The organism is Paenibacillus amylolyticus, assembly GCF_050990605.1.
GTDB lineage: Bacteria > Bacillota > Bacilli > Paenibacillales > Paenibacillaceae > Paenibacillus > Paenibacillus amylolyticus_H.
Genome location: NZ_CP158832.1, coordinates 3,977,276 through 4,002,430, shown reverse-complemented (window position 1 = coordinate 4,002,430; position 25,155 = coordinate 3,977,276). Strand labels below are relative to the sequence as shown.

The window sequence follows — 25,155 nt, the reverse complement described above, 5'->3', positions numbered from 1 at the left end:
AGCTCATACTAACCGACACCCATCAGTGGAGTCGGTTTTTTTGCGCATTATTTTTAGATAAATTGAACTAAAGATTTTACACATAACGGAGAGGACAGAAATAATCTGAAGAAACGGAGTGTTCGCCTTTATCCCCGGATTTACCCTTTAGAGAAGGGAATCAAAAAAATCTGGGGATAACAGCGATCGGAAGGTTATTCTGTCATCGGAGTGACCAGTGTAACTAACTTTAGTCCAATTTGTGTAAATAAAAGGTTACGGACCGGTTCCAAACAAATATGAAATGGGATTTTTAGGTCAGACGTGAATTTTTTCCTATCCAGAGTGCCATACTAGACGAGAAAAGAATTGAGGGCTTGGAGGTAAGGCCTGTGTGGATTTGGCTTGGAGGAATCGGTTTGTTGTTCGCATTGCTGATTGCCGCAGTCCTCATCTCAAATGTTCATGTACATTTTACATTCAGTAAACATAAAAGTGATGATTACGCCAATATTAATGTTCGTCTTCTCTATGGAATTGTGCGGATTAACTATGAGATCCCAAGTATTGTTTTTCGCAATATGAAGGAAGGTTTTCTGGTCAAGACCGAACAATCCATGAATCATTCGAGAGGCGAGGCCCAGGGAAGCGAGCGGGTCAACAAACGCAAAGTCAAGAAGTGGGCTAAAGAGGTGAAAATTATGCTCAGGGCAACGGATGCGCTCAAGCTGTGGCTTAAGCAAACACTCACACGCGTACATATGACCCAACTGTCCTGGGCTACCCACATCGGCGTTGGTGATGCAGCACATACAGCGGTGCTGACGGGCTGGGTGTGGAGTATCAAATCCATTATTATTGGTTTTCTCACCTATCAGATCCGCTTTGATGAAATACCCGTGCTTCAGGTTATGCCGGTATGGTCCGATGAAATGGAATTTAGAACCGATCTGGATTTCAGAGCGAAAATTCGGATTACAGCCGTTCTGATCGCTGGAGTTACATTACTCACCCGTGTGCTTCAAGTCGAAGGCGGATGGCGGATGTGGTTCAAGCTTCTTCAGGAACAGCGCCGCAGGCATAAGGAGAAGCAAAAGAAGAAACTTAGTGGGACAACTCTGTAAAAACACATTATAGCCGACCTGTTTTGGAAATATATGGTTGGTGTTCGGTGAGTGTACTTAAAATGCTTATTTACATAAGTCCCTTCAAGTTTGGGGATGATATGGTTAGATCAAACCTAGCTTACATTGAAACTGGAGGGAATTTAAATGTCAGATCATCCAATTCAAGGCTTAATGGAAACCGCAATGGAAAATATCAAGGCCATGGTGGATGTCAATACAATTGTTGGCGATGCAGTCGAAACACCGGATGGTACCGTGATTCTGCCAATCAGTAAGGTGGGATTTGGATTTGCTGCCGGTGGTAGTGATTTTCACGTTAATGGAGAAAGTAGTGGCAAAAGTGGTGCTACGGGTACCTCTGCTGAACATGCGAGTTCAGCTAAAGTGGCTTCTCCGTTTGGTGGCGGTAGTGGCGGCGGTGTATCCATACGACCTATTGCGTTCCTGGTGGTAGGTAAACAGGGGGTACACATTGTACCGCTCGATAACTCCACACATCTGTTTGAGAAACTCATTGACTCAACCCCTTATGTTTTGGACCGAATTCAAGGCATGTTCCAACGGAATACAACACCAACGAATACTACAGGTGTACCGGTTACACCAGATCCATCAACGTATAGCTGAATCATTTCATCATGATCCCTCCCGCATCCAAGCGTGAGGGATTTTTGCTGTTTTTGCCCTATGGGACATACTCCAAGTTGTCCGGACATAAGATAGTACAAGATTCCAAGTGACCCGGAGGAATGAATTGATGCGAAAAATAACGAAAGTTCTTGCATGCATGCTTATCCCTGTCTTCTTGCTGTCTTCATTGGGGGCTACTAAAGCCCAGGCAACGATTCAAGGTCCGTCTACACATGCGCAAAGCGCTGCTCTCATTGATGTCACATCAGGCCGGATTTTGTACAGCAAAGATGGAGATAAGGAACTGCGAATTGCCAGTTTGACCAAAATCATGACAGCGATCGTTGCGATTGAACACAGCAAGCTGGATGAGAAAGTCAAAGTGTCTCCCACGGCTTTTGCCAAAGAAGGATCGTCTCTCTATCTGAAGTTAGGTGAAGAGATGACGCTTGAAAACATGCTGTACGGGCTTATGCTCCGTTCGGGCAATGACGCGGCCTCTGCAATAGCGGAACATGTAGGTGGTTCGGAAGAGGGTTTTGTTCTGTTAATGAACAAAAAGGCAGAGCAGATCGGTCTGACGCATTCCCACTTTATGAACCCTCATGGACTGGATGCAGAAGGGCATTATTCTACAGCCAATGACTTGGCCAGATTAACGGCATATGCGCTGCACAATCCGGTGTTCAAACGAATCGTAGCCACGGAAGACAAATCCGCACCAAATCCCAATGAAAGCTGGGAATACTCATGGCACAACAAAAATAAAATGCTGCGGATGTATGAAGGTGCGGATGGGGTGAAAACCGGCTATACAAAAAAAGCTTTCAGATGTTTGGTCAGCTCGGCCACACGCAACGGACAGCAGCTCGCCGCGGTAACGCTGAACGACGGAAACGATTGGAACGATCATGCTCGGATGCTTGATTTCGGGTTTGAGTACTTCCCGTTGGTAGAGGTCGCCAAGCAAGAACAGCCTGTGCAAAATACAGATGTCGTTACGGGCCGGGGATTTTGGTACCCACTGGCTAAAAGTGAACAAGGCTCATTGACCAAGAAATTGATCCTACACGAAAATCGAGGACAGTCGGAAACGGAAGACAAGGAACAATCGACAGATCCTTCGTTTGGATTGGCAGGTCGCATTGATATGCAACTTGACGGCAAACTTGTTGGCTCAATTCCGGTGTATCGCAAAGGCAGTTATATCCCTCCTGAACCGAAGACAGAAGATGAAACGCTCGGTGGAATGGGGGATGTCTCTTCCTGGGCCGCTGCGTGGCGTGCCGTGTTAAGTCACCTGTTGTCTCCTTAGCTAAATCGCCATTGAAGGGAGGATATAATCCATGATTAATCTAATATGGCTGCTCATGATTTTAATCGGATTTGTTTTTGCAGCCGTCAACGGCAATATCGAAGTGGTCACGCAAGCTGCTTTTGATGGGGCGGCAACGGGAGTTACGGTCTGTTTTGGTCTGATTAGTGTGCTTGTGTTCTGGATGGGCATGATGAAAATGGCCGAGGATGCCGGTCTCCTGGCGCGGATTGCCAAGCTGCTTGGTCCGGTTGTTGGCTTTCTGTTCCCCGATGTGCCCAAAAATCATCCGGCGATGGGTTATATTCTTTCCAATATGAGTGCCAATCTGCTGGGGCTTGGAAATGCGGCTACGCCGATGGGAATCAAAGCCATGCAACAACTGCAGGAGCTTAATCCGGATAAACAAACTGCTTCTCCTGCCATGTGCACTTTACTGGCTCTGAATACGGCTAGTATTACCATTATTCCGACAACGCTGATCGCCATCCGCTTAAACTATCATTCCGCCAATGCTACAGAGATTGTGGGAACAACATTGATGGCTACCATTATCGCTACACTTGCTGCTATAATCGCCGATCGCTGGTATCGGAACAGGGCTTTACACAAACCGCCGCGCATACAGAAAAGTGGCAATCCCGGCATGAAAGGATGAGCACCTTTGTTAACCTTCATCAACTGGATCTCCGTCTGGGCCATCCCGGTTATTATCGCGTTTGTTCCATTATATGCGTTTACCAAAAAGGTCCCGGTTTACGAATCCTTTGTTGATGGGGCCAAGGATGGATTCTCTACTGCAATCAGTATTATTCCGCATCTCGTGGGTATGATGGTCGCAATCAGCGTATTTCGTGCCTCGGGTGCACTGGATTTTGTGATTAGCCTGTTCGCTCCGCTGGTGTCCTGGATGGGTGTTCCAGGCGAAGTGTTGCCACTCGGAATACTGCGTCCTTTGACGGGGACGGGCTCCCTGGCGTTTACAACCGATCTGATCAAAACCCATGGTCCCGACTCCATGATTGGACGAATGGCATCTACGATTCAGGGGAGTACAGATACCACGTTATATGTACTGACTGTCTATTTTGGGGCTGTAGGCATAAGAAACGGTCGGTATGCACTCAAAGTAGGATTGTTTTCCGATGTCGTTGGTTTTATTGCTGCTCTGGCCATTTGTTTGCTCGTTTTTGGTTAAACGATATCTCCTTTCCTTCCGATATATTAGATATGCTAGAATAATAGCGGAGGAGAGTGAGTCATGCAAAAGAGTTGGAAACGAATACTCCGTGTGGGAATGTCTGGCGTGCTTGCCATTGCAATGCTGGCAGGGTCAACGGGGCTGGCGGCGGCTCAAGCCGTGCAGACGATACATTTTACAGGTTACTTTGACAAACAGCTGCGTGCACAAATGGCAGTCACAGCGGATTCTTTTCCCGTCGTGAATGTACGTTTGGTCAAGCAGGATGAACCCGATATGGTATATTATGATGTGGGTACCTCGATTCTGATCTCGAAGGATGAAGTGCTCACGAACTACCATGTTGTTCAGAGTTTTGCTGAGCTGTCTGATGGTGATGAAGGCACGTTGACTGTTGCGAGTCCGGGTTCCTTAGGCAAGCCTGTAAAGGCAAAGATTATGAAGACAGATCCGGTCACAGACATGGCATTGCTGAAGCTGGAAAAGGAAATAGATGCCCAACCGGTCACGTTTGCTAATGCCCGGGATAACCAGTCTGTCTATACCATCGGATTCCCTAAAAATCCTGCTGGTGATCTTGTCATCCTGGATGAAGCTTTTCCTTCAACCTACAATACGATAGCCAAAAGCAGAGTATTCAGTTCCCAAGCCTCGGATGTTCCGGGTAAAAAGGGAATCGGCAGTATTGTGAAATCCATGGCACAAGGTAATTCAGGTGGCCCTGTTCTGGATCAGAACAACCGGGTAATAGGTATGATGACATTTGTGTACGGTGGACGTACCTATTATATTACTTCCAAAACATTGCAGACTTTCATTAAAGAGAGTACTAAACCTGCCAAAAAACAGGTTGCAGTTGCCGGCAAAGTTTCCAATTAAATGAGTTGAGGAAAAGGCTTGCCTTTACGCCATCTGTGTTCGACAGGTCGTGTAAAGGCAGGCTTTTTTTGCGTCAATCTCAAAGGGGAAGGGAGTCTAAAATGCATATTCGTGTCCCCAGTTTACAAAATCCTTGGATTATCCTTGTGATTTCCTTGCGTGATGGGTATCATTAGTGTGAGGTGACATGACAAACATGGAAAGATTACAAAAAATTATCGCACAGGCAGGCATTGCATCCCGCCGCAAGAGCGAGGAACTAATCCTGTCCGGCAAAGTAGAAGTTAACGGGGAGGTCGTAACCGAACTGGGTACGAAAGCGAACCCCGAAGAGGATATGATTACGGTTAATGGAAAACCGATCCGCAGTGAGAAAAAAGTGTACTTGATGCTGAACAAGCCAAAAGGCGTAATCACAAGTGCGTCTGACCCTGAAGGTCGGAAAATTGTATCCGACTATCTGAAAGGTGTCAAGGAACGTGTATACCCTGTGGGTCGTCTGGATTATGACACAGAGGGCTTATTGATTCTGACCAATGATGGTGAGTTTGCACATTTGTTGACGCATCCGAAGCATCACGTACCCAAAACGTATCATGCAACGGTCAAAGGTGTGCCGCATGGTTCGGCTCTGGAGAAATTAAAGACAGGCATTATGCTGGATGACGGCATGACTGCTCCTGCAGAGGTGGAGTACAAAGATGTGGATACAGCGGCGAATGAGTCGGTGATCTCCATCACGATCTATGAAGGGCGTAACCGTCAGGTTAGACGCATGTTCGAGGCGATCAACCATCCGGTAACCCGGTTGAAACGGATCTCGTTTGGTGGCATTTTGCTACAAAACCTGAAACGTGGTTTGACGCGTAATCTGACCAAAGAAGAAGTCAACAACCTGATTACCCTCGCACAATCAGAACCAGCCAGAAAAATGAAAAAAAGGTAATGTGAGGACACATAATTTTCATAAAACCGCCGCAGTTTTGTGACGAAATTCGCTATAATTGTTCATAGGATGTTCACAGTTGTCTTATATCAATAAGATGCGAATGCTACAGTCACTTAAAAGGGGAGCAGCACATGGGGAAATCAAGAAGAACGGTGCAAATCGTCATTTTGACATTGATCCTGGTGTTGGGCGGATATGCGATTACTACATCGGTATCCGGCTCGAATGGCAAACCAAAGGAAGGGGACAAGTCTCCTTCTTTTGAACTGCTGGGCCTGGATGGTCAAGTTCATACGTCTGATGAGTACAAAGGAAAAGCAATGGTGATCAATTTCTGGGGCACGTGGTGTGAACCTTGTGTTAAAGAAATGCCTGCACTTCAGGCGCAAGCTGACAAATGGAAGGACCAAGGAGTACAATTTGTCGGCATTAATGTTGGAGAAGACCAGATGACCGTGGATAATTTTGTTCGGCAGGTTGGGGTTACGTTTCCAATCATGTTAGACCGGGAGAAAAACTCGGTTCGTGATTTCGGGATCTCTCCGATGCCAACGACATTCTTTGTATCCAACACGGGCAAAATCTCTACCATTCATATCGGGCAACTTGATTTGGACACACTTGACGCTCAAATTTCGCAACTGGCGAAGCAGCCCTGACAGGAGGTCTATTCGTGTTCCAAAATACCAAATGTGAGTGCGGACACCAAAACCCGGTAGGCACTGTACTATGTGAAGCATGTGGGAAACCGCTGCTGGAGTCTGAAGCTAAATCGGATGAAGTGCTGGAAATGCGTTATGATGGCATGGCGCGCCGTTCACAGCGTAGTAACCCTAACATCATTGACCGCATATGGAACTTTTTTTCATCCGTCAAAATTGCCGTCTATATGATTGTTTTTACACTTGTAGGTTCTATGCTTGGTACAGTCTATCCGCAAGAAAGTACATTCTTGAATATTGATCCTTCCGTGTATTACAAAGAAACATACGGCCAGTTGGGTCATATTTATTATCTGTTGGGTTTATCCCATACATATGAATCCTGGTGGTTTATTCTACTGCTGGTGCTGATTGGGGCATCATTGGTGATATGCAGTCTGGATCGTGTCCTGCCGCTCTACAAAGCACTGAATAAACAGAAAATACGTAAGCATACACAATTTTTGACAAGACAGCGTCTGGTGTACCAAAGGGCCATCGAAGAGGCACCAGAAGACTGGATTAAGAAAGCGGTTACGCCGTTGAAAAAGAAAGGATACCGCGTGCACACCCAGGGGGATGCATTACTCGCAGAGAAACAGCGATTCAGTCGATGGGGCCCATATGTCATCCATATTGGACTCATTATATTTTTGCTGGCGGTACTGGCACGAGGGCTTCCAGGTCTGAATCTGGACGAGCACGTCGCTTTTCCTGAAGGGGAGATCAAAAAGATTCCGAACACGTCGATGTATCTGCAGAACGAACAGTTTAATGTTGAATTCTACAGTGAGGACGAAGTACCTGAGCAATTCCGTAACCTCAATAAAACCGTTCCGAAACTGTTTGAAACAAAAGTTGTTTTGTATGAATGTACAGCAGATTGTTCGGATCTCTCGAAGAAACCTCAGTTAGCTGAGGTAACCAGACATAATGTACGCGTGAATCATCCATTGAATTATAATGGTCTGAAAGCATATCAGTTTGATTATGATCTAACACCCACCATTCGGTCCGTAACGCCTGATCTGGTCAATACAAAGACGGGTGAAGTATATGGGCCAATTAAGATCGATATGGTAGATACCCAAAGAACATTTGAAGCTGGTCCTTATAAGCTCACGGTAAAAGAAAAGTTTATGGACTTTGGATTGGATGAGAATGGGCAGCCCAAATCAAAATCGCCTTCCCCTAATGCACCTGCTTTTCTCTTTCTCATCAAGGGGCCGGATCTGCCCGAAGAGGGGATACAATATCTGTACTTTGCGAAGCAGATCGATAAACAACGGTTTCAACAGGATGCGATTAACCAACAGCTGATTGGAGCTGAGATTCCTTTACAGCTGGAAGTAGACAGCATGGACAAGGTCGATATTATTCAGTCCGTAAGTTATCTCAATATAAGAGTGGATAAGGCAATGCCTTTTGTGTGGGTGGGAGCCGGTATTGTTATGTTGGGTCTGGTCATGGGTTTTTATTGGCATCATCGCCGCATCTGGATTCGTTTTGATGATAAACAGCTCACCTTGGGTGGACATACCAACAAAAACTGGTTTGGCTTCAGGCGTGAAGTGGCGGCCGTCTTGAAACAGATGAATCTGGAAGTGGAAGAGAAGTCGTTGGATAACGGGGGGAACCAGGCATGAGATTATTGGATTTCAGTAGCGACGCATTTATCGTATCTTTCTTTCTCTATTGTGCTGCATTCTTGTTATATGCTGTCGCGGTCATGGGCAAAAAATGGAGTAATCGTGATCCTCTGGACCATATGAATCGTTGGGGTAAAAGAGCTTTCATTGCTTCGACTGTAGCCTTGGCAGCACATATCGTATTTTTTGTAACCCGATGGGCTGGGGCAGGTCATATCCCGGTTAGTAACATGTATGAGTTCATGTCTTTTCTGTCCATGATGATCATGGTTGCATTTATTGTTGTATATGCCATATACCGCAAGTCATTACTGGGTTTGTTTGCCTTGCCACTTACCATTATTATTATGGCATACGCCGCTGTATTTCCTCAGGAGGTACAACCATTAATCCCGGCACTTCAGTCCATCTGGCTGAAAATTCACGTGACGTTGGCTGCGCTTGGTGAAGCATTCTTCGCCGTGGGTTTTGCTGCAGGGTTCATGTATTTGCTTCGTACTGTTGATTTCAGTGGTAAAGACAAGTCCTCAAGACGTCAACGAGGATGGGTTGAATTCACCCTGGTTACGATCGTTGTCGTCATCGGATTTATCGGAACGGTATTTGCCTTTCGTACAGCTGGTTACGAGGCGGTTTTTGTACAGAAAACGGTCAGCATTGACACAGAGGTACAGGAAAATAGTACAATAGAGAAAGTGATTTATCGCATGCCTCCGATTTTTGCACCATATAATAGCGAAGTGGAGAGCATGACACCGTTTCTTGGCATGAAAAAACCTTTACTTGAGACGCCTTCCTGGATGAACGGGGTTAATGCCGGGCGTAAGCTGAATACGGTGGTTTGGTCACTTGTTGTAGGTCTGATCCTGTATGGAATTGTACGACTTCTTGTGCGCAGACCACTTGGACAAGCGCTACAGCCAATGATGGATGGAATCGATGCCGATGATCTGGATGAGATAAGTTATCGCGCGATTGCCATTGGTTTTCCGATATTTACGCTGGGAGCTTTAATTTTTGCCATGATCTGGGCTCAGATTGCCTGGAGTCGTTTTTGGGGCTGGGATCCCAAAGAGGTGTGGGCATTGATTACATGGCTATATTATAGCGTCTATCTGCATTTGCGTTTATCCAGAGGGTGGCAAGGTCAGAAGTCTGCATGGCTTGCAGTTCTTGGCTTCCTGGTAGTCATGTTTACGCTGGTTGGAGTGAATCTGATCATTGCAGGATTACATTCTTATGCTGGAGCTGACTAGAACAGACTCGTATTGCAAAGGTTGAGTTTAGAAGCGGGAAACACAAACGTACCTTTTTATTGCAGGGTATTCAAATATTGTTCGCCAGATCGAACATAATAGAAGTGATGAGGAGTTATTGCAAAGGGGCTGGAGAGGCATGGCTGAACATGAGAATCGAATACTGGTCGTGGATGACGAAGAGAGAATCCGCAGGCTTTTGAAAATGTATCTTGAAAAAGAAGGTTATGAAATCGATGAAGCTGAGGATGGGGAAACTGCGCTGCGTAAAGCAACAGCAGGGGACTACGGGCTGATTTTGCTTGATGTGATGTTGCCGGGTATGGATGGAGTTGAAGTGTGTACCCGTCTTCGTCAGGTGAAATCCACGCCGGTTTTGATGCTCACTGCAAAAGGTGAAGAGATTAACCGGGTTCAAGGCTTCGAAGTTGGCGCTGATGACTATGTTGTAAAACCATTCAGCCCGCGTGAAGTGATTTATCGCGTCAAAGCGATTTTACGTCGATCTTCCGCGACAGCTTATCTCTCCAAGGAGAGCAATTCGAGTAACAACATCGTGTTCCCGCATCTGGTTATTGAGCATGATGCCCACCGGGTAACCGCTGGTGGCGAAGAGATTAGTCTTACACCAAAAGAATATGAATTGCTGCACTACTTGGCAACATCTCCCGACAAAGTTTTCTCCAGAGAAGAATTGCTCAAAGATGTATGGAATTACGAATTCTTTGGCGATCTTCGTACCGTGGATACGCATGTGAAGCGTCTTCGCGAGAAACTTAACAAGGTATCGCCTGAATCGGCGGCCATGATTACGACGGTGTGGGGTGTGGGTTATAAACTGGAAGTACCGAAGTAGTTTTAGTTTCTGGAGATCACTGGTCGGGAAGTTATGGATCACTATTATCTGCCTTGTGGGTTGTGTACTTATAGCGCTGGGTCTTTTTTTGCTGCCCTACATTGATACGAACTTTGCAGAATCCGAATCCAGAGATATTAAGCGCTTGTTCACCTATATCTGTATTATCGGATTCAGTTTAACCACGTTTTTTGCATTGTTTCTATTCACCAAAATAACGCAGCCCATGCAGCAATTGATTCAGGCAGCCAATGCGATTCGCAAAGGGAACTACGGAACACGTCTCTCCCTGGTAACGAGTGATGAGATTGGTGAACTTGCCAACACATTTAATCATATGGCTGCCCAACTGGAAGATAATATTCGAAACCTTAACCATGAGAAAGAACATTTGGCAAGTGTGCTTCGCAGCATGACCGATGCGGTGGTTACATTTGATGGTGAAGGCAAAGTTATTCTGACGAATCCGCCTGGAGAGAAGATCATGCAGGCATGGTATGATCTCGATTGGGCAAAAATGGACGAAGGACAAGATTCCGAGCAGTCTGACAAGACTTCGCGAGATGTACCTGAGCCCCTTCTTCCTTTGTTCAGAAAGGTGATGGAACAAGGTGGGGACCAGAACTCCAATGTTCACGTACAGCAGGGTGTCTGGTCTGTTCAGATGGCGCCGTTGTATGCTGACAGTGTTGTCAGAGGGGCTGTGGCTGTCTTAAGAGATGTAACAGAAGAAGTGCGTCTGGAGAAAATGCGGCGTGATTTCGTGGCTAACGTATCTCATGAGATACGAACTCCGTTATCCATGATGCAAGGCTACAGTGAAGCCCTTTTGGACGGTATGGCAACCTCACCGGAAGAAAGCGAAGAACTGATCCAGGTTATTCATGATGAGTCCCTCCGGATGGGCAGACTAGTTAAAGACTTGCTTGATCTTGCGCGGATGGAAGCTGGACATACGGACATGGTGATGAAGGAAGTTGACCTCGGAGAACTACTTGAACGTGTATATCGAAAGTTCTCGGTGCGTTCAAAAGAACAGGGAATTCAACTGCAATTTAAGTTCGAACAGCCAACCATTGAACTTCAACAAGCAGATGAGGATCGACTTGAGCAAGTATTTACGAATTTGCTGGATAATGCGTTCAGGCATACGCCTACTGGCAAAAATGTAATGATCTCAGCCGAGCGGGTCACTTATCTTCGTGCTCCATTTGTCAGAGTTTCTGTGAAGGATCAGGGTGTGGGTATCCCTTCATCCGACTTGCCATTTATTTTCGAACGATTCTACAAAGCAGACAAGGCTCGTGTTCGGGGAGAAAGTGTAGGCACGGGGCTTGGTTTAGCGATTGTGAAAAATATTGTTGATGCGCATCAAGGCATGATTACCGTCAATAGTGTGCTTGGCGAAGGAACAGAGTTTATTTTGCAATTTCCCTTGGATTCATCGAAATAGCCTGAATTTCATACAAAAAGTGCGGAAACACCTTCTTATGGAGGGTGTTTTTTTGTTGAAGACTACCGTTTAATCTTGTTCATCGTGGAACATGAACGGTCTTTTTTGACTAAAAAGAGTGTCCGAGATAATTTTCCTTCCTATGTGACATAAGCTTGAAAAGCAAGCAAGATAGAGGAGGATTGAGTTAAGCATGTCCGATGATCGAAAAAGGGTCAATATTAAAGCTTTTCTGGAAGGCAGGTCTTTTAGAGTGGGCTCTCCGTTAATTCCTATAACCACCAGAGAATTGGAGCAGTTTGAATCCATACTGCGTTCCCTCGCTGTGACTATTCCAGCTGCAATCAGTCAGCCAACTTCAGCCAATATACTAGCATTACAGAATGGATTACGCCAGTTACTTACGTTTGTAAATCAATCGGGATTTCGTGCCGGGGTAAAAGCAGAATTACAAGCCGTGTTGGAATTAACGATTGCAGGCTCAGAGATTATTCCTGTTCCTCTAATTAATCTCGCAGGTAACTTGCAAAATTTACTAGATGATTTGTTAAGTGTAACGTTACTTCTGGAAGTGCCACCTGCTGAAAAAGATAAACTTGTGGGATTAATCCGATCGATATCATTATCTCTAAGTCGGGCGACGACGACTTTTGGAACCGGAGGGATTACTGGACCGGCTGGCCCACAGGGAGTGCCAGGAGTTCCGGGCGTACCAGGTGTTCCAGGAGTTCCAGGGGTGAAAGGCCCTACGGGACCGGCAGGAGGAATTGGACCAATCGGCCCATTAGGTCCAGTAGGCCCAGTAGGCCCACAGGGAGCACAAGGTCCGGCAGGGGCACCTGGTGTAGGTTTAAACAATATTACCGGATATGATCCTGTGCTAGGACCGACCTATGACCAGGGCCAAGTCGTCAGTTATGAGGGGAAACTTTATGTTGCCAATGTAAATGGTCCAGTAGGTATACCCGGAACTTCCCCAGATTACACTCTTTTATTGGCGGGTGGAACGACTGGAGCAACGGGAGCAACCGGAGCAACCGGAGCTGGTTTAACGGGTGCTTTAGCATTTGACCCAGCGCTCGCTCCGGGTTACCCAGCAGGTCAGGTAATTACGTATAACGGGAGTACTTACATTACAAGTGTAGCTGGTCCTTTAGGAACACCGGGAACTTCGTCGGATTATACATTAATTGCTGCTGCGGGAGCCACAGGAGCAACTGGTGTAGGTCTAACTGGAATAACCTCTTTTGATCCAGCCCAGGCTCCGACATATCCAGCAGGTCAGGTCGTTACGTATAACGGCAGTACTTATATTACGAATGTTGCAAGTCCTGGAGGAGTACCAGGAAGCTCACCGGACTACACACTGCTTTCGGCAGCAGGAGCGACGGGGACAGGAACAACAGGGGCAACCGGAGCCACGGGTGTAGGATTAGGTGGCATTGTGCCGTTCGATCCGGCATTAGCACCAACATATTCAGCTATGCAGATCGTCACGTTTGGTGGAAGTACCTACATTACGAATGTTGCATCCCCAACGGGTACACCAGGAAGTTCTCCAGATTATACATTGTTAGCAGAATCGGGAGTTACCGGTGCGACTGGCGCTACAGGCATCGGCCTTAATGGTACAGTTCCGTTTGACCCTGCATCAGCTCCAACGTATCCAGCAGGACAGGTCGTAACGTTTAATGGAAGTACGTATATAACGAATGTGGCTTCTCCTACGGGTACTCCTGGTACTTCACCAGACTATACATTGCTTGCAGGTGCAGGACCCACAGGAGTCACTGGTTCATCAGGTGTAACGGGAGCTACAGGGGCAGGATTAACAGGCATTTTGCCATTCAATCCAGTCGTGGCTCCAACGTATCCAGCCGGTCAGGTTGTGACGTTTAATGGAAGCACATATATAACCGATGTAGCCTCACCAACGGGAACGCCGGGGAATTCACCCGATTACACATTGCTTGCTGGAGCAGGAGCGACAGGAGTGACGGGAGCCACTGGAGTTGGCGTAACGGGAAGTACGGGAGTTACAGGAGCGTCCGGGGGAACAGGAGCGACAGGCGTAGGTTTGAGTGGTATCGTGCCATTTGATCCAGCGGTGGCTCCAACATATTCAGCCGGCCAGGTTGTCACGTTGAACGGCAGTACGTATATTGCGAATGTAGCCTCACCGACGGGAACGCCGGGGACATCGCCGGATTATACGTTGCTTGCGGGCGCAGGAGTGACGGGGAGTACCGGAGCGACAGGTGTAGGTTTGAGTGGTATCGTGCCATTTGATCCAGCCGTAGCCCCAACGTATCCAGCCGGTCAGGTTGTGACGTTCAACGGCAGTACGTATATTGCGAATGTAGCCTCACCAGTGGGAACGCCGGGTACATCGCCAGATTACACGTTAATCGCAGGAGCAGGAGCTACGGGCGTCACGGGAGCTACAGGAGTCGGCGTAACAGGGAGTACGGGATCAACAGGTACCACTGGTGAAACGGGAGCGACGGGAACGGCAGGTTTGACCGGTGCGACTGGATTTACAGGAGCCACGGGAGTCGGCGTAACCGGGAGTACGGGATTAACAGGGGCAACAGGTGAAACGGGAGCGACGGGAACCGCAGGTTTGACTGGTGCGACTGGAATTACAGGAACCACGGGAGTCGGCGTAACTGGTAGTACGGGATCAACAGGTGAAACGGGAGCAACGGGAACGGTAGGTTTGACCGGTGCAACTGGAGTTACAGGAGCCACCGGAGTTGGCATAACCGGCAGTACGGGATTAACAGGGGCAACAGGTGAAACGGGAGCAACGGGAACCGCAGGACAGACTGGTGCAACTGGAGTTACAGGAGCCACCGGAGTTGGCGTAACCGGAAACACGGGATTGACAGGTGCCACTGGTGAAACGGGAGCAACGGGAACCGCAGGACAGACTGGTGCGACTGGAGTTACAGGAGCCACGGGAGTCGGCGTAACCGGCAGTACGGGATTGACAGGGGCAACAGGCGAAACGGGAGCGACGGGAACCGCAGGTTTGACTGGTGCGACTGGAGTTACAGGAGCCACGGGAGTCGGCGTAACTGGTAGTACGGGATTAACAGGGGCAACAGGCGAAACGGGAGCAACGGGTCTCGCAGGTTCAACCGGTGCAACTGGAGTTACAGGAGCCACCGGAGTTGGCATAACCGGCAGTACGGGATTAACAGGTGAAACGGGAGCAACGGGTCTCGCAGGTTCAACCGGTGCGACTGGAGTTACAGGAGCCACAGGAGTAGGCGTAACCGGGAGTACGGGATCAACAGGTACCACTGGTGAAACGGGAGCAACGGGTCTCGCAGGTTCAACCGGTGCGACTGGGATTACAGGAGCCACCGGAGTCGGTGTAACCGGCAGTACGGGATTGACAGGGGCAACAGGCGAAACGGGAGCGACGGGAACCGCAGGTTTGACCGGTGCGACTGGGGTTACAGGAGATACTGGCGCTGGGGTGACAGGAAGTACAGGAGCTACAGGTGTAACCGGTGCAACAGGAACATCTGTAACATCTAACTCAGCTTTTGTTGAGAACACGAATGGTACGATTGTTGTAATATTGGGTGGTACACTCGTTCCATTACCGAATAACCAAAATATTGGCACAGGTATAACCGTCAATGGGGCAAATGACACCTTCACACTTGCCAATGCAGGTCGTTACTATATCTCATATAAAATAAACCTGACAGCTGCACTTGCTATCCAATCTCGGGTTTTACTTAACGGGGGAGTAATTCCAGCGAGTGTAGTATCTCCAGCGCTTTCGGTCAGTCAGTTACAATCTGATTTTATGGTCACTGTTACTGCGGGCTCAACAATCCAGTTACAATTATTCGGGCTTATTGGCACAGCTATTCTCTCTCCTCCGGGGGCTACACTAAACATTATTCAGTTAAGTTTATAGTTCGATAACATATTAAGACTATTTCCCAGTGAGCAAAACAAGCGGAGTTCATATGGGTTGGTGTATCAGATTGTTGAGTTCCACTATTATTTTGTTTGCAATCTTCATCACCGATATTTCAGCGGTACACGACAGAAAGAGACGGGAACCACGAGGGTCCCGTCTCTCCTTATACATTTATATATACGTTTAATTATTCCAGCACGATTTCAACAGCAGTATTAATCTCAGGCAGCGCAGCAAGCTGCACAAGCACATCTTTTGGAACAGCTTTATCTACGGTCAGAATCATGATCGCTGCACCACCAATAATTTTACGTCCAACCTGCATGGATGCGATGTTGACTTCATTTTGTCCAAGCAGTGTGCCCACACGACCGATAATACCTGGTTTATCGTTATGGGAGATCAAGATTTGATGACTTTCCGGAGCGATATCTACCGGGAATTTGTCCAGACGAACGATACGCTCTCCATAACCTGCAAGCAATGTACCCGCTACACGGCGTTCCTCAGCATCCTGAGTTGTAACCAATGTTACGGTAATCAGGTTAGTGAATCCTTTGGTTGCGGAGGTTTGGCTTACAACGACATTCAGATCACGGATTTTGGCCAAATGCATTGAGTTGACGATGTTGGCTTCCCCACCCAAATGTCTGGCAAGAATACCCTTCACAATGTAACGCGTAAGAGGAGATGTATCTACTTCAGAAAGTTCACCAGCATAGTCGATCCGAATCTCCTGCACTGCATTTTGTGTAATCTGTGCTGCAAAACTACCCAACGTTTCACCCAATTTGAAATAAGGCTGCAATTTGTTCATTACAGTTGGTGCAACAGCCGGCATGTTAACTGCGTTTTTGAATGGTTCATTGCGCAAAATATGAAGAACTTGTTCAGATACGTCAATCGCTACATTTTCTTGTGCCTCAACAGTGGATGCACCAAGGTGAGGTGTGACAATGATACTAGGGTGATTCAGGAATGGATGGTCCTGAGCAGGTGGTTCACTTTCAAATACGTCAAATGCTGCTCCGGCAACAATTCCTTCGTCAATGGCTTCCACAAGTGCCATCTCGTCAACTACACCGCCACGAGCACAGTTGATGATACGCATCCCTTTTTTCATCACTTCGAATTGTGGGCGTGAAATCATGTGCCGTGTTTCCGGTGTTAATGGCGTGTGAACGGTCATGAAGTCCGCATTGCGAATGATATCATCTACACTAGCCAGCTTCACTTGCAGCTTCTCGGCACGCTCCTCCGTCAGGAACGGGTCGTATGCAAGGATGTCCATTCCGAATGCTTTGGCGCGTTTGGCAACTTCGCTACCGATCCGTCCCATACCCAGTACACCCAGCGTTTTATTTCTTAATTCCACACCCAGGAAAGTTTTACGATCCCACGTACCCTGAATAGTCTTGGCGTATGCCTGAGGAATGTGTCGTGCCAATGCCATCATCATGGCAAACGTGTGCTCACAGGTTGTGATGGTATTGCCATCAGGTGCGTTAATAACGATGATACCGCGCTGTGTAGCAGCTTCCAGATCAATGTTATCTACACCAACACCTGCACGTCCGATCACCTTAAGGTTGGTACCAGCCGTCATAATACGATCTGTAACACGAGTCTGGCTGCGAACCAAGAGAGCATCATAATCACCAATAATGGCAACAAGTTCATCTTCACTAAGACCGGTTTTCTTCTCAACAACAACATCATTTGCATCCACCAGTTGCTGGATTCCCAGATCACTGATAGGGTCCGACACTAACACTTTGTACATGGTTTCTTCCTCCTTAGGTATGTGTATCTATATCGTCAAGGTCTGACCTCAGCGAAGAGGTATTCCTTAAAACCAGGTTGATTCTTCCGCCCAACAACGCGGTGTCGCAGCAGAGGGGGAAGGTGAAGCAAATAGAGTGATCCCACAGATATCCTTTAAAATAAATCAAAAAACTCTCAATCCACATACTGCTTGCGCAATAAGGGACGAGAGTTGTCGTGGTACCACCCTAATTCACCGCCGTTTCGCAACGACAGTCTTAGCGGTCAATGAAGACCGAAGAGGATAACGGGTCTAAACCGATTGCACCTACTCCAATTTCAATGCAATAACTCAGGAGCGCTCAAGACCATTTGCCTGCCACCGATTCACACCTACCATCGGCTCTCTGTAAGACGAAGCAACGTCTTTTTTCCATCATCGTGTTTAACGTGACTAATTTTTTCATAATGTATCATGGCTGACATGAGCATGTCAATAGGCTTAAATGTTTTAAATTGTTTTGCAGATGTCTTTAGATTCACACATAAACAGAGTCACCATAAGTAATACAATAGTTAATATACCTACCGCAAGAAGATGGAATATAAGCTGTTTGGTGAACTGGGTTTTACTGCTTTAATGAAGTAATGACACGAACACCAAACCAGGACTTGGGGCAGGTCTTGAACCTATTTGGTTTTTTGGCTATCATTTAGTATACTATCCGATTGGACAACGTAATTGTTATCCATCAAATTTAACTCAAGAGGACAGACGCATCCGATGAAAAAATTCAAGTTTCCCAAGTTCAAGATTCAGAAGGCTGAGCCACAGCAGCTTACCGAGCGTTTGCTTTTAATCAATCTATACTTTACACAAGGTCTGACACTGATTATCGGAGTTGTGTGGATCTTATTGCAGAAACGAAACTTGTTAGATGTACTCGCATGGCCTGACAATTACCAATTTATATGGTGGGGTCTTGGACTTGCAGGAATTATGCTTGTTATGGACTTGGTACTATCGTATGTTATACCTCAGGAAAGCATGGATGACGGTGGAATTAACGAGATGCTTTTCCGTGGGCGTCCGATCTGGCACATTGTATGTATAGCAGCCATTGTTGCTGTGTGTGAGGAATTATTATTCCGTGGAGCCATCCAACATGCCATCGGTCCTTACTGGACAAGTATTTTATTTGCAGTTATCCATATTCGTTATTTGCGACACTGGATTCCAACGGGCTGGGTGTTTGTCTCAAGTTATGGATTGGGTTGGATTTACTTGCAGTCCGGCACATTATGGGCGCCTATATTATGTCACTTTATTATTGATTTGGTGTCCGGATTAGCGATACGTTTTCGGAGGGGATCATGAATCAGCCATTAAGTAGAATGAAGACATATGGCAGTCAGCGCCATCGTCAATCGGATAAAAAAGAGAAATCCGAGCGTCAGGTGGCTTCTCAAGTAAGCATAGTTGCTGAAACGGCAGCAGCTGCTGAGGTTGGCGGAATCACACCAATAACTTCCGTTTCTTTACCTAGATCACAGCGCAAGCCTTATACAGAAAAGCTGGAAAGTCCAGTACTTCCTCAAAGAGCACCATCACGCTCCAAAAAAACGCCAAAATCAACGGAAGAATCGATCCCCGAAGCGGGTTCGCTTCCTACACGAACAGAATTACATCCTTCACGTCGTTTAAAATTGAGCAAGAGGTTTGTCAATTCACTCATTTTTATTTTTGTCCTGCTAACAATTAGTCTGGTGTGGTGGGGAGTGAAAGGGGCACCCGCTCTGAACACGTTCCTTCCCTTGCCGTGGTAATGTTAGTACTCGCAGGATTAGTCATTTTGATGGGAGTTTTGTTACTCTTTCATATGTGGCGTGAAGCCCATGTTCATCAAATGATTGAAGAAGAGGTTGAAGTTCCTCATCTGCCAACATCCTTTGACGGGGCCACGATTTTGTATGTATCCGACACTCATAAGCGCAAGCTGAAGCAGAAGGATCTGGAACACTTTAAAAACAAGGTGGACTGGGTTCTGATTGGTGGGGACGTTGCAGAAAAAGGAATCTCATGGTCTCTGGTTAGACATAATATGAAACTTTTATCGAACATTGCTCCTTCTTTTATCGTGTATGGAAACCATGACAAGCGAGCTGGTACCGCTCAACTTGCTCGAATTTTCCGAGAATCGGGCGTTCAGCTCCTGCAGGATCATGTGGAATATCTGCAACGGGGCAGCGACAGATTAAGCCTGATCGGTATAGATTATCGATCCAAACAGGGTGATGGTTTGCTACAGCAGATTGGCGACCATTTTTGCAAGATTGCTATCGTTCATGATCCTTTGCAAGCTCTTCGCTTGGAGCAAAATGCAGATCTTATTTTAAGTGGTCACACACATGGCGGACAATTGGTTTTACCACTTTTCGGACCTGTGTTCCTGAGCAAAGCGTATCGTCCCATATCGAATGGGTGGTACTCCCTGAAGCTCAGTCCGGAGGATGTTCACCAAGAAGGTAAAATGCTTGTTAGCAGAGGATACGGCACAAATCATCTTCCTCTCCGACTAGGTTGTCCGGCGGAGATGCATATCATTACGTTAAGAGTGCCCGCAAAAAAAACACTCACAGAGAAACAGCCTTGATCCATTGGATCAAGGCTGTTTAACTTTTGAAGCGAGAATAGGGATTAACGGGCTTCCAATTCTATTGCACGCGGATCTACAAAGGAGTAGCCTTTCTTTTCAAGCTTGGTCAGCAACTCATCCAATGCTTCAACCGTCCATGGCAATTCATGCATCAAAATATTGCTTCCCGGATTTAACTGGTCAAGTACATTTTGAATGACTTTTTCCGGTTTGTCTTTGGTGCTTTTATCCCAATCGAGTGAACCGTTAGACCATGTCATATATAACATCCCATTTTTCTTTACAGTAGCCTTCAGCGCGTCATTACCGGATCCAAAAGGTGGACGGAAGAATTGTGGCTCCTCACCAATGGTATCCTTCACTATTTTTTGGACATCTGTAACCTGTTTTGCCGCCTCAGCTTTGGTCATTTTTTTAAGATCTTCATGATCCCAGGCATGATTGCCTACAATCTGCCCCCGTTCATGTATGAGTTTGAGCAATTCCGGATGGGTTTTCACCCGATATCCATTGACGAAAAATATCGCTTTAGCGTTATGTTTATCTAAAGTGTCGATCAGTGAAGTAATCATTTTTTCTTCTTTGGGTCCATCATCAAAAGTTAACAAGACCACTTTGTTTGGGCTCGCTTCATCATTTGGTTTAATATAATAATTTTCATTCATATGATATGTCTTTTCCACTTTCTCTTCTGTAGAAACCTTCTCCGAAGATTTAGTTTCTTCTTCTGTCGCAGTGAAATCGACTGTTGAAGGATCGGACACTTCATTTCCGGGTTCTCCTGTTTCAATTGGGTTAGAGTTACCTTGCTCTTCTTGAACCGTGATAGTCGATTCGTCTGCTGGTGCGGAATTATCAGATGTTTTTTCTTCCGCTGTACCACATGCTGAGAGCAGCAAACTTGCAGCAATTATCAATGCGGCGGTATGTCTGAACATGATTTCAACTCGCTTTCCTGTATTTATACGGAATGAGATCGCTCGCTCCCGCAAACACTAAATATGATTTTAACACTTGAAGGAGGTTGGTGTAATGAAGACGTCATCCTTTTTTTGGGGTATTGTCATTGGTGTTGCAGCCAGTTCATGGTTGTCCAAAGGCAAATTGCCCATGATGTCATCGGGTTCATCACGAAATATGATGGATCAGGCAAAACATAAGATGATGGAGATGACTTTCCCAGGTATGGATGGGTTCACAAGCAAGCAAAATCAACATGGTGAATCACACAAAAATTCAGCAGCAAAAAGCACAAGAGCAATCACACCGCAGGAAAAAGAAGCGAATATGAGCATGCTTAAAGATTTTATTCGCACCAATCCGGATGTGAAGCATGAAGTTGAGCAAATTTTAAGTCAAACAAACACAACAGTACCGGGTTTATAAACCAAAATCTCCAATTAGAATCATCCACAGTCTAGATTGGCTGTGGAATGATTCTTTTTTTGTCGATTTTACTTCGTGCATTTAGAGGTATAAAATGATAACATAACTACATAGATTTATTTTCAGCACATATTGTTTTGTGCTTCATAATCTGTTATAAGACTTGCTTATAAAGGGGAGATCCTGTATGAAAATAGAACGACTAAGTCACGATAAGATACGGATTTTCCTGACCTTTGACGATCTGAGCGAGCGCGGAATACAAAAAGAAGATATGTGGCAGGAAATACCTAAGGTTCATGAACTGTTCACTGAAATGATGGATCAGGCCTATTCCGAACTTGGATTTGATGCTACAGGTCCACTCGCTGTCGAAGTATTCGCACTTCCCGCTCAAGGGATGGTTGTCATTGTCACACGTGGAAAATATGATCCGCAACAATATGGTTCAGGTCATGAAGATGATCTTCCTGAAGAAGTATATGAAATGGAAGTTACACTCGAGCAAAGCGATTCCATCGTTTATGCATTCAAGGACTTTGAAGTGCTCATTGAAGCTGCACATATGTTGCGTCAGCATGTTACGGATGCTGGGAGACTTTATTCTTATAAAGACAAGTGGTTCCTGCATTTGGAGCCAGATGAGGTAGACTCCACCAAACATGCGGCATTGATTGCCTTGCTTGCTGAATTTGGTGAAGGCTCCTCAGTAACACCAGCAGTTATGGAAGAGTATGGTAAGGTTGTTATTCCTGCACAAGCGATTGATGTTATCTGCACCCACTTCAAACGCCAGGATTAATCTCTAGTTGTAATCGTGTCTTTAGTCAGAGGAGGGAATTTCGGTGCTTTTGTTTTCGGTCTTAGCGGCAGCAGTTGCTCCGGGTCTCGCCTTGTTAACATACTTTTACCTGAAAGACCGTTATGATTATGAGCCACTTCATATGGTATTGCGCGTTTTCCTCATGGGGATCTTGATGGTACTTCCTGTGATGATTATTCAGCGTGGTATGATGATGTGGCTCGGTGATAATCCTTATGTTGAGGCCATTCTGATCTCAGGTGGTGTGGAGGAATTCCTCAAATGGTTCGTACTTTATCATATCATCTATAATCACACTGAATTTGATGAGCCATATGACGGGATCTTATATGCAGTCGCTGTTTCACTTGGATTTGCCACTGTTGAGAATGTGTTGTATGCCTTTGCGGGGACTGCATCCGTCTCAGCCATGTTTCTTCGGGCACTGCTCCCTGTTTCAGGGCACGCTATGTTTGCGGTAATCATGGGGTATTATATGGGTAAAGCCAAGTTTATCGGTGGTAAGAAAAAGCGGTGGTACCTGGTGCTTTCTCTTTTCTCACCTTTTTTCTGGCATTCATTGTACGATGTCATCATGAACACAATGATCAATAATTGGTTGTGGTTTATAGCGCCACTCATGGCGGGCCTGTGGTACGGAGCAATCGGTAAAATTACACGTGCCAATAACCGATCTCCTTTTCGTTTTGTGAAACGGGAGGAAGAGGTTAAATTATAAAAAATACGGACACACTGGTGGACATAAAGCGCATTTTGCGCCTGCGGCCCTGGTGTGTTTTTATTTTGTCTGGATAAACTTCCGGGGAATGACCAATAGAAACGGGGTTTGTGGTGATGAGAATTAAGATTAAAATCAGATGCAAACAATGCGGTGAGCGTTTTACATTACGAGGCAAGAAAGAACGGGGGCGAATTGAGACTGGTTTTAAGCAGTGTCTTTGTGATAACAGGGACCAATTTGAAATTGAAGAAGAAGGCATGGCTACTGGGATTCAGCTCAATTAAAAGGCGGAATCCAACGTCATATTACCTGACTGCTTGTATAAGGACTGGAAATCGCATGCATAAGAGATCTTTCTTCGATCCACAATAGAGGTAGTGGTTTAGAAGAAAGGAGACTCTATCGATGTATAAACGTTTAAGTTCAGTTATGTTTCCGATATTTGCAGTTCTGCTGGTTGGTGCGCTTGTATGGGGCTATCAGGAGAATCAGGAGAAGAATGCAATACTGATCAAGGCAGAGAATCAATATCAGCGTGCCTTTCACGATTTATCTTTTCATATGGACAAATTGCATTCGGAGATTGGCAATACATTGGCGGTTAACACCACATCACAGGGGATGCATCGCAAAGGTTTGATGAATGTTTGGCGACTCACCAGTGAAGCACAGAATGAAATCAATCAACTGCCACTCACCATGCTGCCATTTAACGAGACTGAAGAGTTTCTCTCGCGTATCTCCAACTTTGCCTATCGGGCGTCGATGCGTGATTTGACGAAAGAACCGCTAAATGAGAAGGAAATGGGCAATCTGAAAAAACTGTATCAAAATTCATCCGAGATTACCAAGAATCTGCAGGATGTACAGCAGAAAGTCCTGACGGACCGATTACGCTGGATGGATGCAGAGACTGCCATGGCAACGCAAGAGGAAACAATGGATAACACGATCGTTGATGGTTTTCGTACTGTGAACAAAAAGGTACAGGAATACCCGGAGCTTGATTGGGGTCCTTCCGTATCCAATATCTATGCAAAACGATCAGTGAAGAAACTGGACGGCTTGCCGGTGACCAAAGAACAGATTCAGAGCAAGGCTGCAAAATTTTCTGATACAGACAGTAGCAAAATCCAAGTGCAGGAGAACGGCAAAGGAACAGACTGGGAGTCCTACACTGCCACGATTGATCATGCCAAGAATGGCAAACTGATGATGGATTTCACCCGTAATGGCGGAATGCTCATCTCCTACAGTGATACGCGTCCAATCGGAACCAAAAAAGTATCTCGTCAGAATGCCATGGCTAAAGCAGATCAATTTCTAATAAACAAAGGCTATAAGGATATGAAGGCTGTAAACTACGATGAATATGGGAATCTGGGTAACCTTACTTATGTGCGTAAGCAAGGGGATACCTTGATCTATCCCGAGAAAATGTCAGTTCGTGTAGGCTTGGATACAGGCGAAGTAACCGGCTTCCAGGCGAGTGACTTTGTCTACGAACATAATGACAAGCGCAAAATTCCGAAAGCAACTCTTACGGAGCAACAAGCGCGGAAAAAGCTTAATGCGGAGTTCGAAGAAAATTATGCTCGCAAATCCCTGATTGAGAATGATTACAGCAAAGAAGTATTGTGTTATGAATTCGGAGGGAAAATTAACGGTTCTCGTTACCGGATATACATTAATGCGAATACAGGAATAGAAGAAGCGGTTGAAGAGATCAAACCGGTCAATGCAACCTCATAAAAAGATGGATAATTCGAATTTGAATTTGAGCAAATAATTGCGGCAGACCACGATGTGGTCTGTTTTTCTTGTTCAATGTGAGAAAGGTCATGGTATAATAGTCCTTGTACA

General features: G+C 46.0%; 23 protein-coding genes and 1 other annotated feature. Of the genes, 21 read left to right on the top strand and 2 right to left on the bottom strand.

The window, feature by feature from the left end; all coding sequences use genetic code 11:
• Nucleotides 1–371: 371 nt before the first annotated feature.
• The 13 genes from ABTV53_RS17890 (at nt 372) to ABTV53_RS17830 (ending at nt 15,935) form a co-directional block, all read left to right on the top strand.
• Nucleotides 372–1,103 (top strand): DUF2953 domain-containing protein, encoded by a 732-nt coding sequence (locus tag ABTV53_RS17890; RefSeq protein ID WP_433744871.1) that lies wholly within the window; start codon nt 372–374, stop codon nt 1,101–1,103.
• Nucleotides 1,104–1,250: 147 nt separating this feature from the next.
• Nucleotides 1,251–1,733: a GerW family sporulation protein gene (gene ytfJ, locus ABTV53_RS17885; RefSeq protein WP_036607830.1), complete on the top strand. Its 483-nt coding sequence runs from the start codon at nt 1,251–1,253 to the stop codon at nt 1,731–1,733.
• Nucleotides 1,734–1,863: 130 nt separating this feature from the next.
• Complete coding sequence (locus ABTV53_RS17880) at nt 1,864–3,051, top strand: D-alanyl-D-alanine carboxypeptidase family protein (RefSeq protein WP_433744868.1); 1,188 nt, start codon at nt 1,864–1,866, stop codon at nt 3,049–3,051.
• 31 nt (nt 3,052–3,082) lie between these two features.
• The gene (locus tag ABTV53_RS17875; RefSeq protein WP_036607746.1) at nt 3,083–3,709 is read left to right on the top strand and encodes a nucleoside recognition domain-containing protein; all 627 of its coding nucleotides are present in this window, start codon (nt 3,083–3,085) and stop codon (nt 3,707–3,709) included.
• A gap of 6 nt (nt 3,710–3,715) precedes the next feature.
• Nucleotides 3,716–4,249, top strand: a complete 534-nt coding sequence (locus ABTV53_RS17870) for a spore maturation protein (protein ID WP_017687658.1) — start codon at nt 3,716–3,718, stop codon at nt 4,247–4,249.
• A 63-nt stretch (nt 4,250–4,312) separates the two neighbouring features.
• The gene (locus ABTV53_RS17865; RefSeq protein WP_433744863.1) at nt 4,313–5,131 is read left to right on the top strand and encodes a S1 family peptidase; all 819 of its coding nucleotides are present in this window, start codon (nt 4,313–4,315) and stop codon (nt 5,129–5,131) included.
• A gap of 196 nt (nt 5,132–5,327) precedes the next feature.
• Nucleotides 5,328–6,077: a pseudouridine synthase gene (locus ABTV53_RS17860; protein WP_124116190.1), complete on the top strand. Its 750-nt coding sequence runs from the start codon at nt 5,328–5,330 to the stop codon at nt 6,075–6,077.
• A 134-nt stretch (nt 6,078–6,211) separates the two neighbouring features.
• The gene (locus tag ABTV53_RS17855; RefSeq protein ID WP_433744860.1) at nt 6,212–6,739 is read left to right on the top strand and encodes a redoxin family protein; all 528 of its coding nucleotides are present in this window, start codon (nt 6,212–6,214) and stop codon (nt 6,737–6,739) included.
• Nucleotides 6,740–6,753: 14 nt separating this feature from the next.
• Nucleotides 6,754–8,427 carry a cytochrome c biogenesis protein ResB gene (gene resB, locus ABTV53_RS17850; protein ID WP_433744857.1) on the top strand — a complete coding sequence of 558 codons (1,674 nt, stop codon included), beginning with the start codon at nt 6,754–6,756 and terminating at the stop codon, nt 8,425–8,427.
• Nucleotides 8,424–9,686 (top strand): cytochrome c biogenesis protein CcsA, encoded by a 1,263-nt coding sequence (gene ccsA, locus ABTV53_RS17845; RefSeq protein WP_433744854.1) that lies wholly within the window; start codon nt 8,424–8,426, stop codon nt 9,684–9,686. Before resB ends, ccsA begins: the two co-directional genes overlap by 4 nt.
• Before the next feature lie 139 nt (nt 9,687–9,825).
• On the top strand, nt 9,826–10,542 hold the full coding sequence (locus ABTV53_RS17840; RefSeq protein WP_017687664.1) for a response regulator transcription factor: 717 nt from the start codon (nt 9,826–9,828) through the stop codon (nt 10,540–10,542).
• Nucleotides 10,543–10,597: 55 nt separating this feature from the next.
• Nucleotides 10,598–11,995, top strand: coding sequence for an ATP-binding protein (locus tag ABTV53_RS17835; protein WP_433754269.1), 1,398 nt, complete (start codon nt 10,598–10,600; stop codon nt 11,993–11,995).
• A gap of 193 nt (nt 11,996–12,188) precedes the next feature.
• A complete protein-coding gene (locus ABTV53_RS17830) occupies nt 12,189–15,935 on the top strand; it encodes a BclA C-terminal domain-containing protein (protein WP_433744850.1) in 3,747 nt (1,248 codons plus the stop codon).
• Nucleotides 15,936–16,128: 193 nt separating this feature from the next.
• Here the strand turns inward: ABTV53_RS17830 and serA are convergent, their stop codons facing one another.
• The gene (gene serA, locus ABTV53_RS17825) at nt 16,129–17,724 is read right to left on the bottom strand and encodes a phosphoglycerate dehydrogenase (protein ID WP_169482427.1); all 1,596 of its coding nucleotides are present in this window, start codon (nt 17,722–17,724) and stop codon (nt 16,129–16,131) included.
• Between the two features lie 199 nt (nt 17,725–17,923).
• Nucleotides 17,924–18,154 (bottom strand) — a binding site (T-box leader).
• Nucleotides 18,155–18,489: 335 nt separating this feature from the next.
• Between serA and ABTV53_RS17820 the strand changes: the two genes are divergently transcribed.
• The 3 genes from ABTV53_RS17820 to ABTV53_RS17810 are packed head-to-tail and all read left to right on the top strand — an operon-like array spanning nt 18,490 to nt 20,359.
• Nucleotides 18,490–19,083 carry a CPBP family intramembrane glutamic endopeptidase gene (locus tag ABTV53_RS17820; RefSeq protein ID WP_036607728.1) on the top strand — a complete coding sequence of 198 codons (594 nt, stop codon included), beginning with the start codon at nt 18,490–18,492 and terminating at the stop codon, nt 19,081–19,083.
• Nucleotides 19,080–19,532 carry a hypothetical protein gene (locus tag ABTV53_RS17815; RefSeq protein WP_433744846.1) on the top strand — a complete coding sequence of 151 codons (453 nt, stop codon included), beginning with the start codon at nt 19,080–19,082 and terminating at the stop codon, nt 19,530–19,532. Before ABTV53_RS17820 ends, ABTV53_RS17815 begins: the two co-directional genes overlap by 4 nt.
• Nucleotides 19,533–19,561: 29 nt before the next feature.
• Nucleotides 19,562–20,359 (top strand): metallophosphoesterase, encoded by a 798-nt coding sequence (locus ABTV53_RS17810; RefSeq protein ID WP_433754267.1) that lies wholly within the window; start codon nt 19,562–19,564, stop codon nt 20,357–20,359.
• Between the two features lie 44 nt (nt 20,360–20,403).
• On the opposite strand, the gene ABTV53_RS17805 is transcribed toward ABTV53_RS17810, so the two are convergent.
• Complete coding sequence (locus ABTV53_RS17805) at nt 20,404–21,300, bottom strand: polysaccharide deacetylase family protein (RefSeq protein ID WP_433744843.1); 897 nt, start codon at nt 21,298–21,300, stop codon at nt 20,404–20,406.
• A gap of 94 nt (nt 21,301–21,394) precedes the next feature.
• Between ABTV53_RS17805 and ABTV53_RS17800 the strand changes: the two genes are divergently transcribed.
• The 5 genes from ABTV53_RS17800 to ypeB all read left to right on the top strand — a co-directional run bounded on the left by ABTV53_RS17800 (nt 21,395) and on the right by ypeB (nt 25,044).
• Entirely contained in the window at nt 21,395–21,748 is a 354-nt protein-coding gene (locus tag ABTV53_RS17800; RefSeq protein ID WP_433744840.1) for a hypothetical protein, read from the top strand.
• A 187-nt stretch (nt 21,749–21,935) separates the two neighbouring features.
• Nucleotides 21,936–22,550: a genetic competence negative regulator gene (locus ABTV53_RS17795; RefSeq protein ID WP_076209900.1), complete on the top strand. Its 615-nt coding sequence runs from the start codon at nt 21,936–21,938 to the stop codon at nt 22,548–22,550.
• A 43-nt stretch (nt 22,551–22,593) separates the two neighbouring features.
• Complete coding sequence (gene prsW / locus ABTV53_RS17790; RefSeq protein WP_433744837.1) at nt 22,594–23,289, top strand: glutamic-type intramembrane protease PrsW; 696 nt, start codon at nt 22,594–22,596, stop codon at nt 23,287–23,289.
• A gap of 116 nt (nt 23,290–23,405) precedes the next feature.
• Nucleotides 23,406–23,576: a hypothetical protein gene (locus tag ABTV53_RS17785; RefSeq protein ID WP_165980215.1), complete on the top strand. Its 171-nt coding sequence runs from the start codon at nt 23,406–23,408 to the stop codon at nt 23,574–23,576.
• Between the two features lie 121 nt (nt 23,577–23,697).
• Nucleotides 23,698–25,044 carry a germination protein YpeB gene (gene ypeB, locus ABTV53_RS17780; protein ID WP_433744835.1) on the top strand — a complete coding sequence of 449 codons (1,347 nt, stop codon included), beginning with the start codon at nt 23,698–23,700 and terminating at the stop codon, nt 25,042–25,044.
• The last annotated feature ends 111 nt before the right edge of the window (nt 25,045–25,155 follow it).

What these genes read in the sequence shown, in the direction of transcription:
- serA (WP_169482427.1), bottom strand. Translation starts at nt 17,724, where the DNA reads ATGTACAAAGTGTTAGTGTCGGACCCTATCAGTGATCTGGGAATCCAG.
- ABTV53_RS17830 (WP_433744850.1), top strand. Translation starts at nt 12,189, where the DNA reads ATGTCCGATGATCGAAAAAGGGTCAATATTAAAGCTTTTCTGGAAGGC.
- ABTV53_RS17795 (WP_076209900.1), top strand. Translation starts at nt 21,936, where the DNA reads ATGAAAATAGAACGACTAAGTCACGATAAGATACGGATTTTCCTGACC.
- ABTV53_RS17880 (WP_433744868.1), top strand. Translation starts at nt 1,864, where the DNA reads ATGCGAAAAATAACGAAAGTTCTTGCATGCATGCTTATCCCTGTCTTC.
- ABTV53_RS17865 (WP_433744863.1), top strand. Translation starts at nt 4,313, where the DNA reads ATGCAAAAGAGTTGGAAACGAATACTCCGTGTGGGAATGTCTGGCGTG.
- ABTV53_RS17840 (WP_017687664.1), top strand. Translation starts at nt 9,826, where the DNA reads ATGGCTGAACATGAGAATCGAATACTGGTCGTGGATGACGAAGAGAGA.
- ABTV53_RS17810 (WP_433754267.1), top strand. Translation starts at nt 19,562, where the DNA reads ATGGGAGTTTTGTTACTCTTTCATATGTGGCGTGAAGCCCATGTTCAT.
- ABTV53_RS17860 (WP_124116190.1), top strand. Translation starts at nt 5,328, where the DNA reads ATGGAAAGATTACAAAAAATTATCGCACAGGCAGGCATTGCATCCCGC.
- ABTV53_RS17855 (WP_433744860.1), top strand. Translation starts at nt 6,212, where the DNA reads ATGGGGAAATCAAGAAGAACGGTGCAAATCGTCATTTTGACATTGATC.
- ABTV53_RS17875 (WP_036607746.1), top strand. Translation starts at nt 3,083, where the DNA reads ATGATTAATCTAATATGGCTGCTCATGATTTTAATCGGATTTGTTTTT.
- ABTV53_RS17785 (WP_165980215.1), top strand. Translation starts at nt 23,406, where the DNA reads ATGAGAATTAAGATTAAAATCAGATGCAAACAATGCGGTGAGCGTTTT.
- ABTV53_RS17815 (WP_433744846.1), top strand. Translation starts at nt 19,080, where the DNA reads ATGAATCAGCCATTAAGTAGAATGAAGACATATGGCAGTCAGCGCCAT.
- ABTV53_RS17800 (WP_433744840.1), top strand. Translation starts at nt 21,395, where the DNA reads ATGAAGACGTCATCCTTTTTTTGGGGTATTGTCATTGGTGTTGCAGCC.
- ypeB (WP_433744835.1), top strand. Translation starts at nt 23,698, where the DNA reads ATGTATAAACGTTTAAGTTCAGTTATGTTTCCGATATTTGCAGTTCTG.
- ABTV53_RS17805 (WP_433744843.1), bottom strand. Translation starts at nt 21,300, where the DNA reads ATGTTCAGACATACCGCCGCATTGATAATTGCTGCAAGTTTGCTGCTC.
- ABTV53_RS17820 (WP_036607728.1), top strand. Translation starts at nt 18,490, where the DNA reads ATGAAAAAATTCAAGTTTCCCAAGTTCAAGATTCAGAAGGCTGAGCCA.
- ytfJ (WP_036607830.1), top strand. Translation starts at nt 1,251, where the DNA reads ATGTCAGATCATCCAATTCAAGGCTTAATGGAAACCGCAATGGAAAAT.
- ccsA (WP_433744854.1), top strand. Translation starts at nt 8,424, where the DNA reads ATGAGATTATTGGATTTCAGTAGCGACGCATTTATCGTATCTTTCTTT.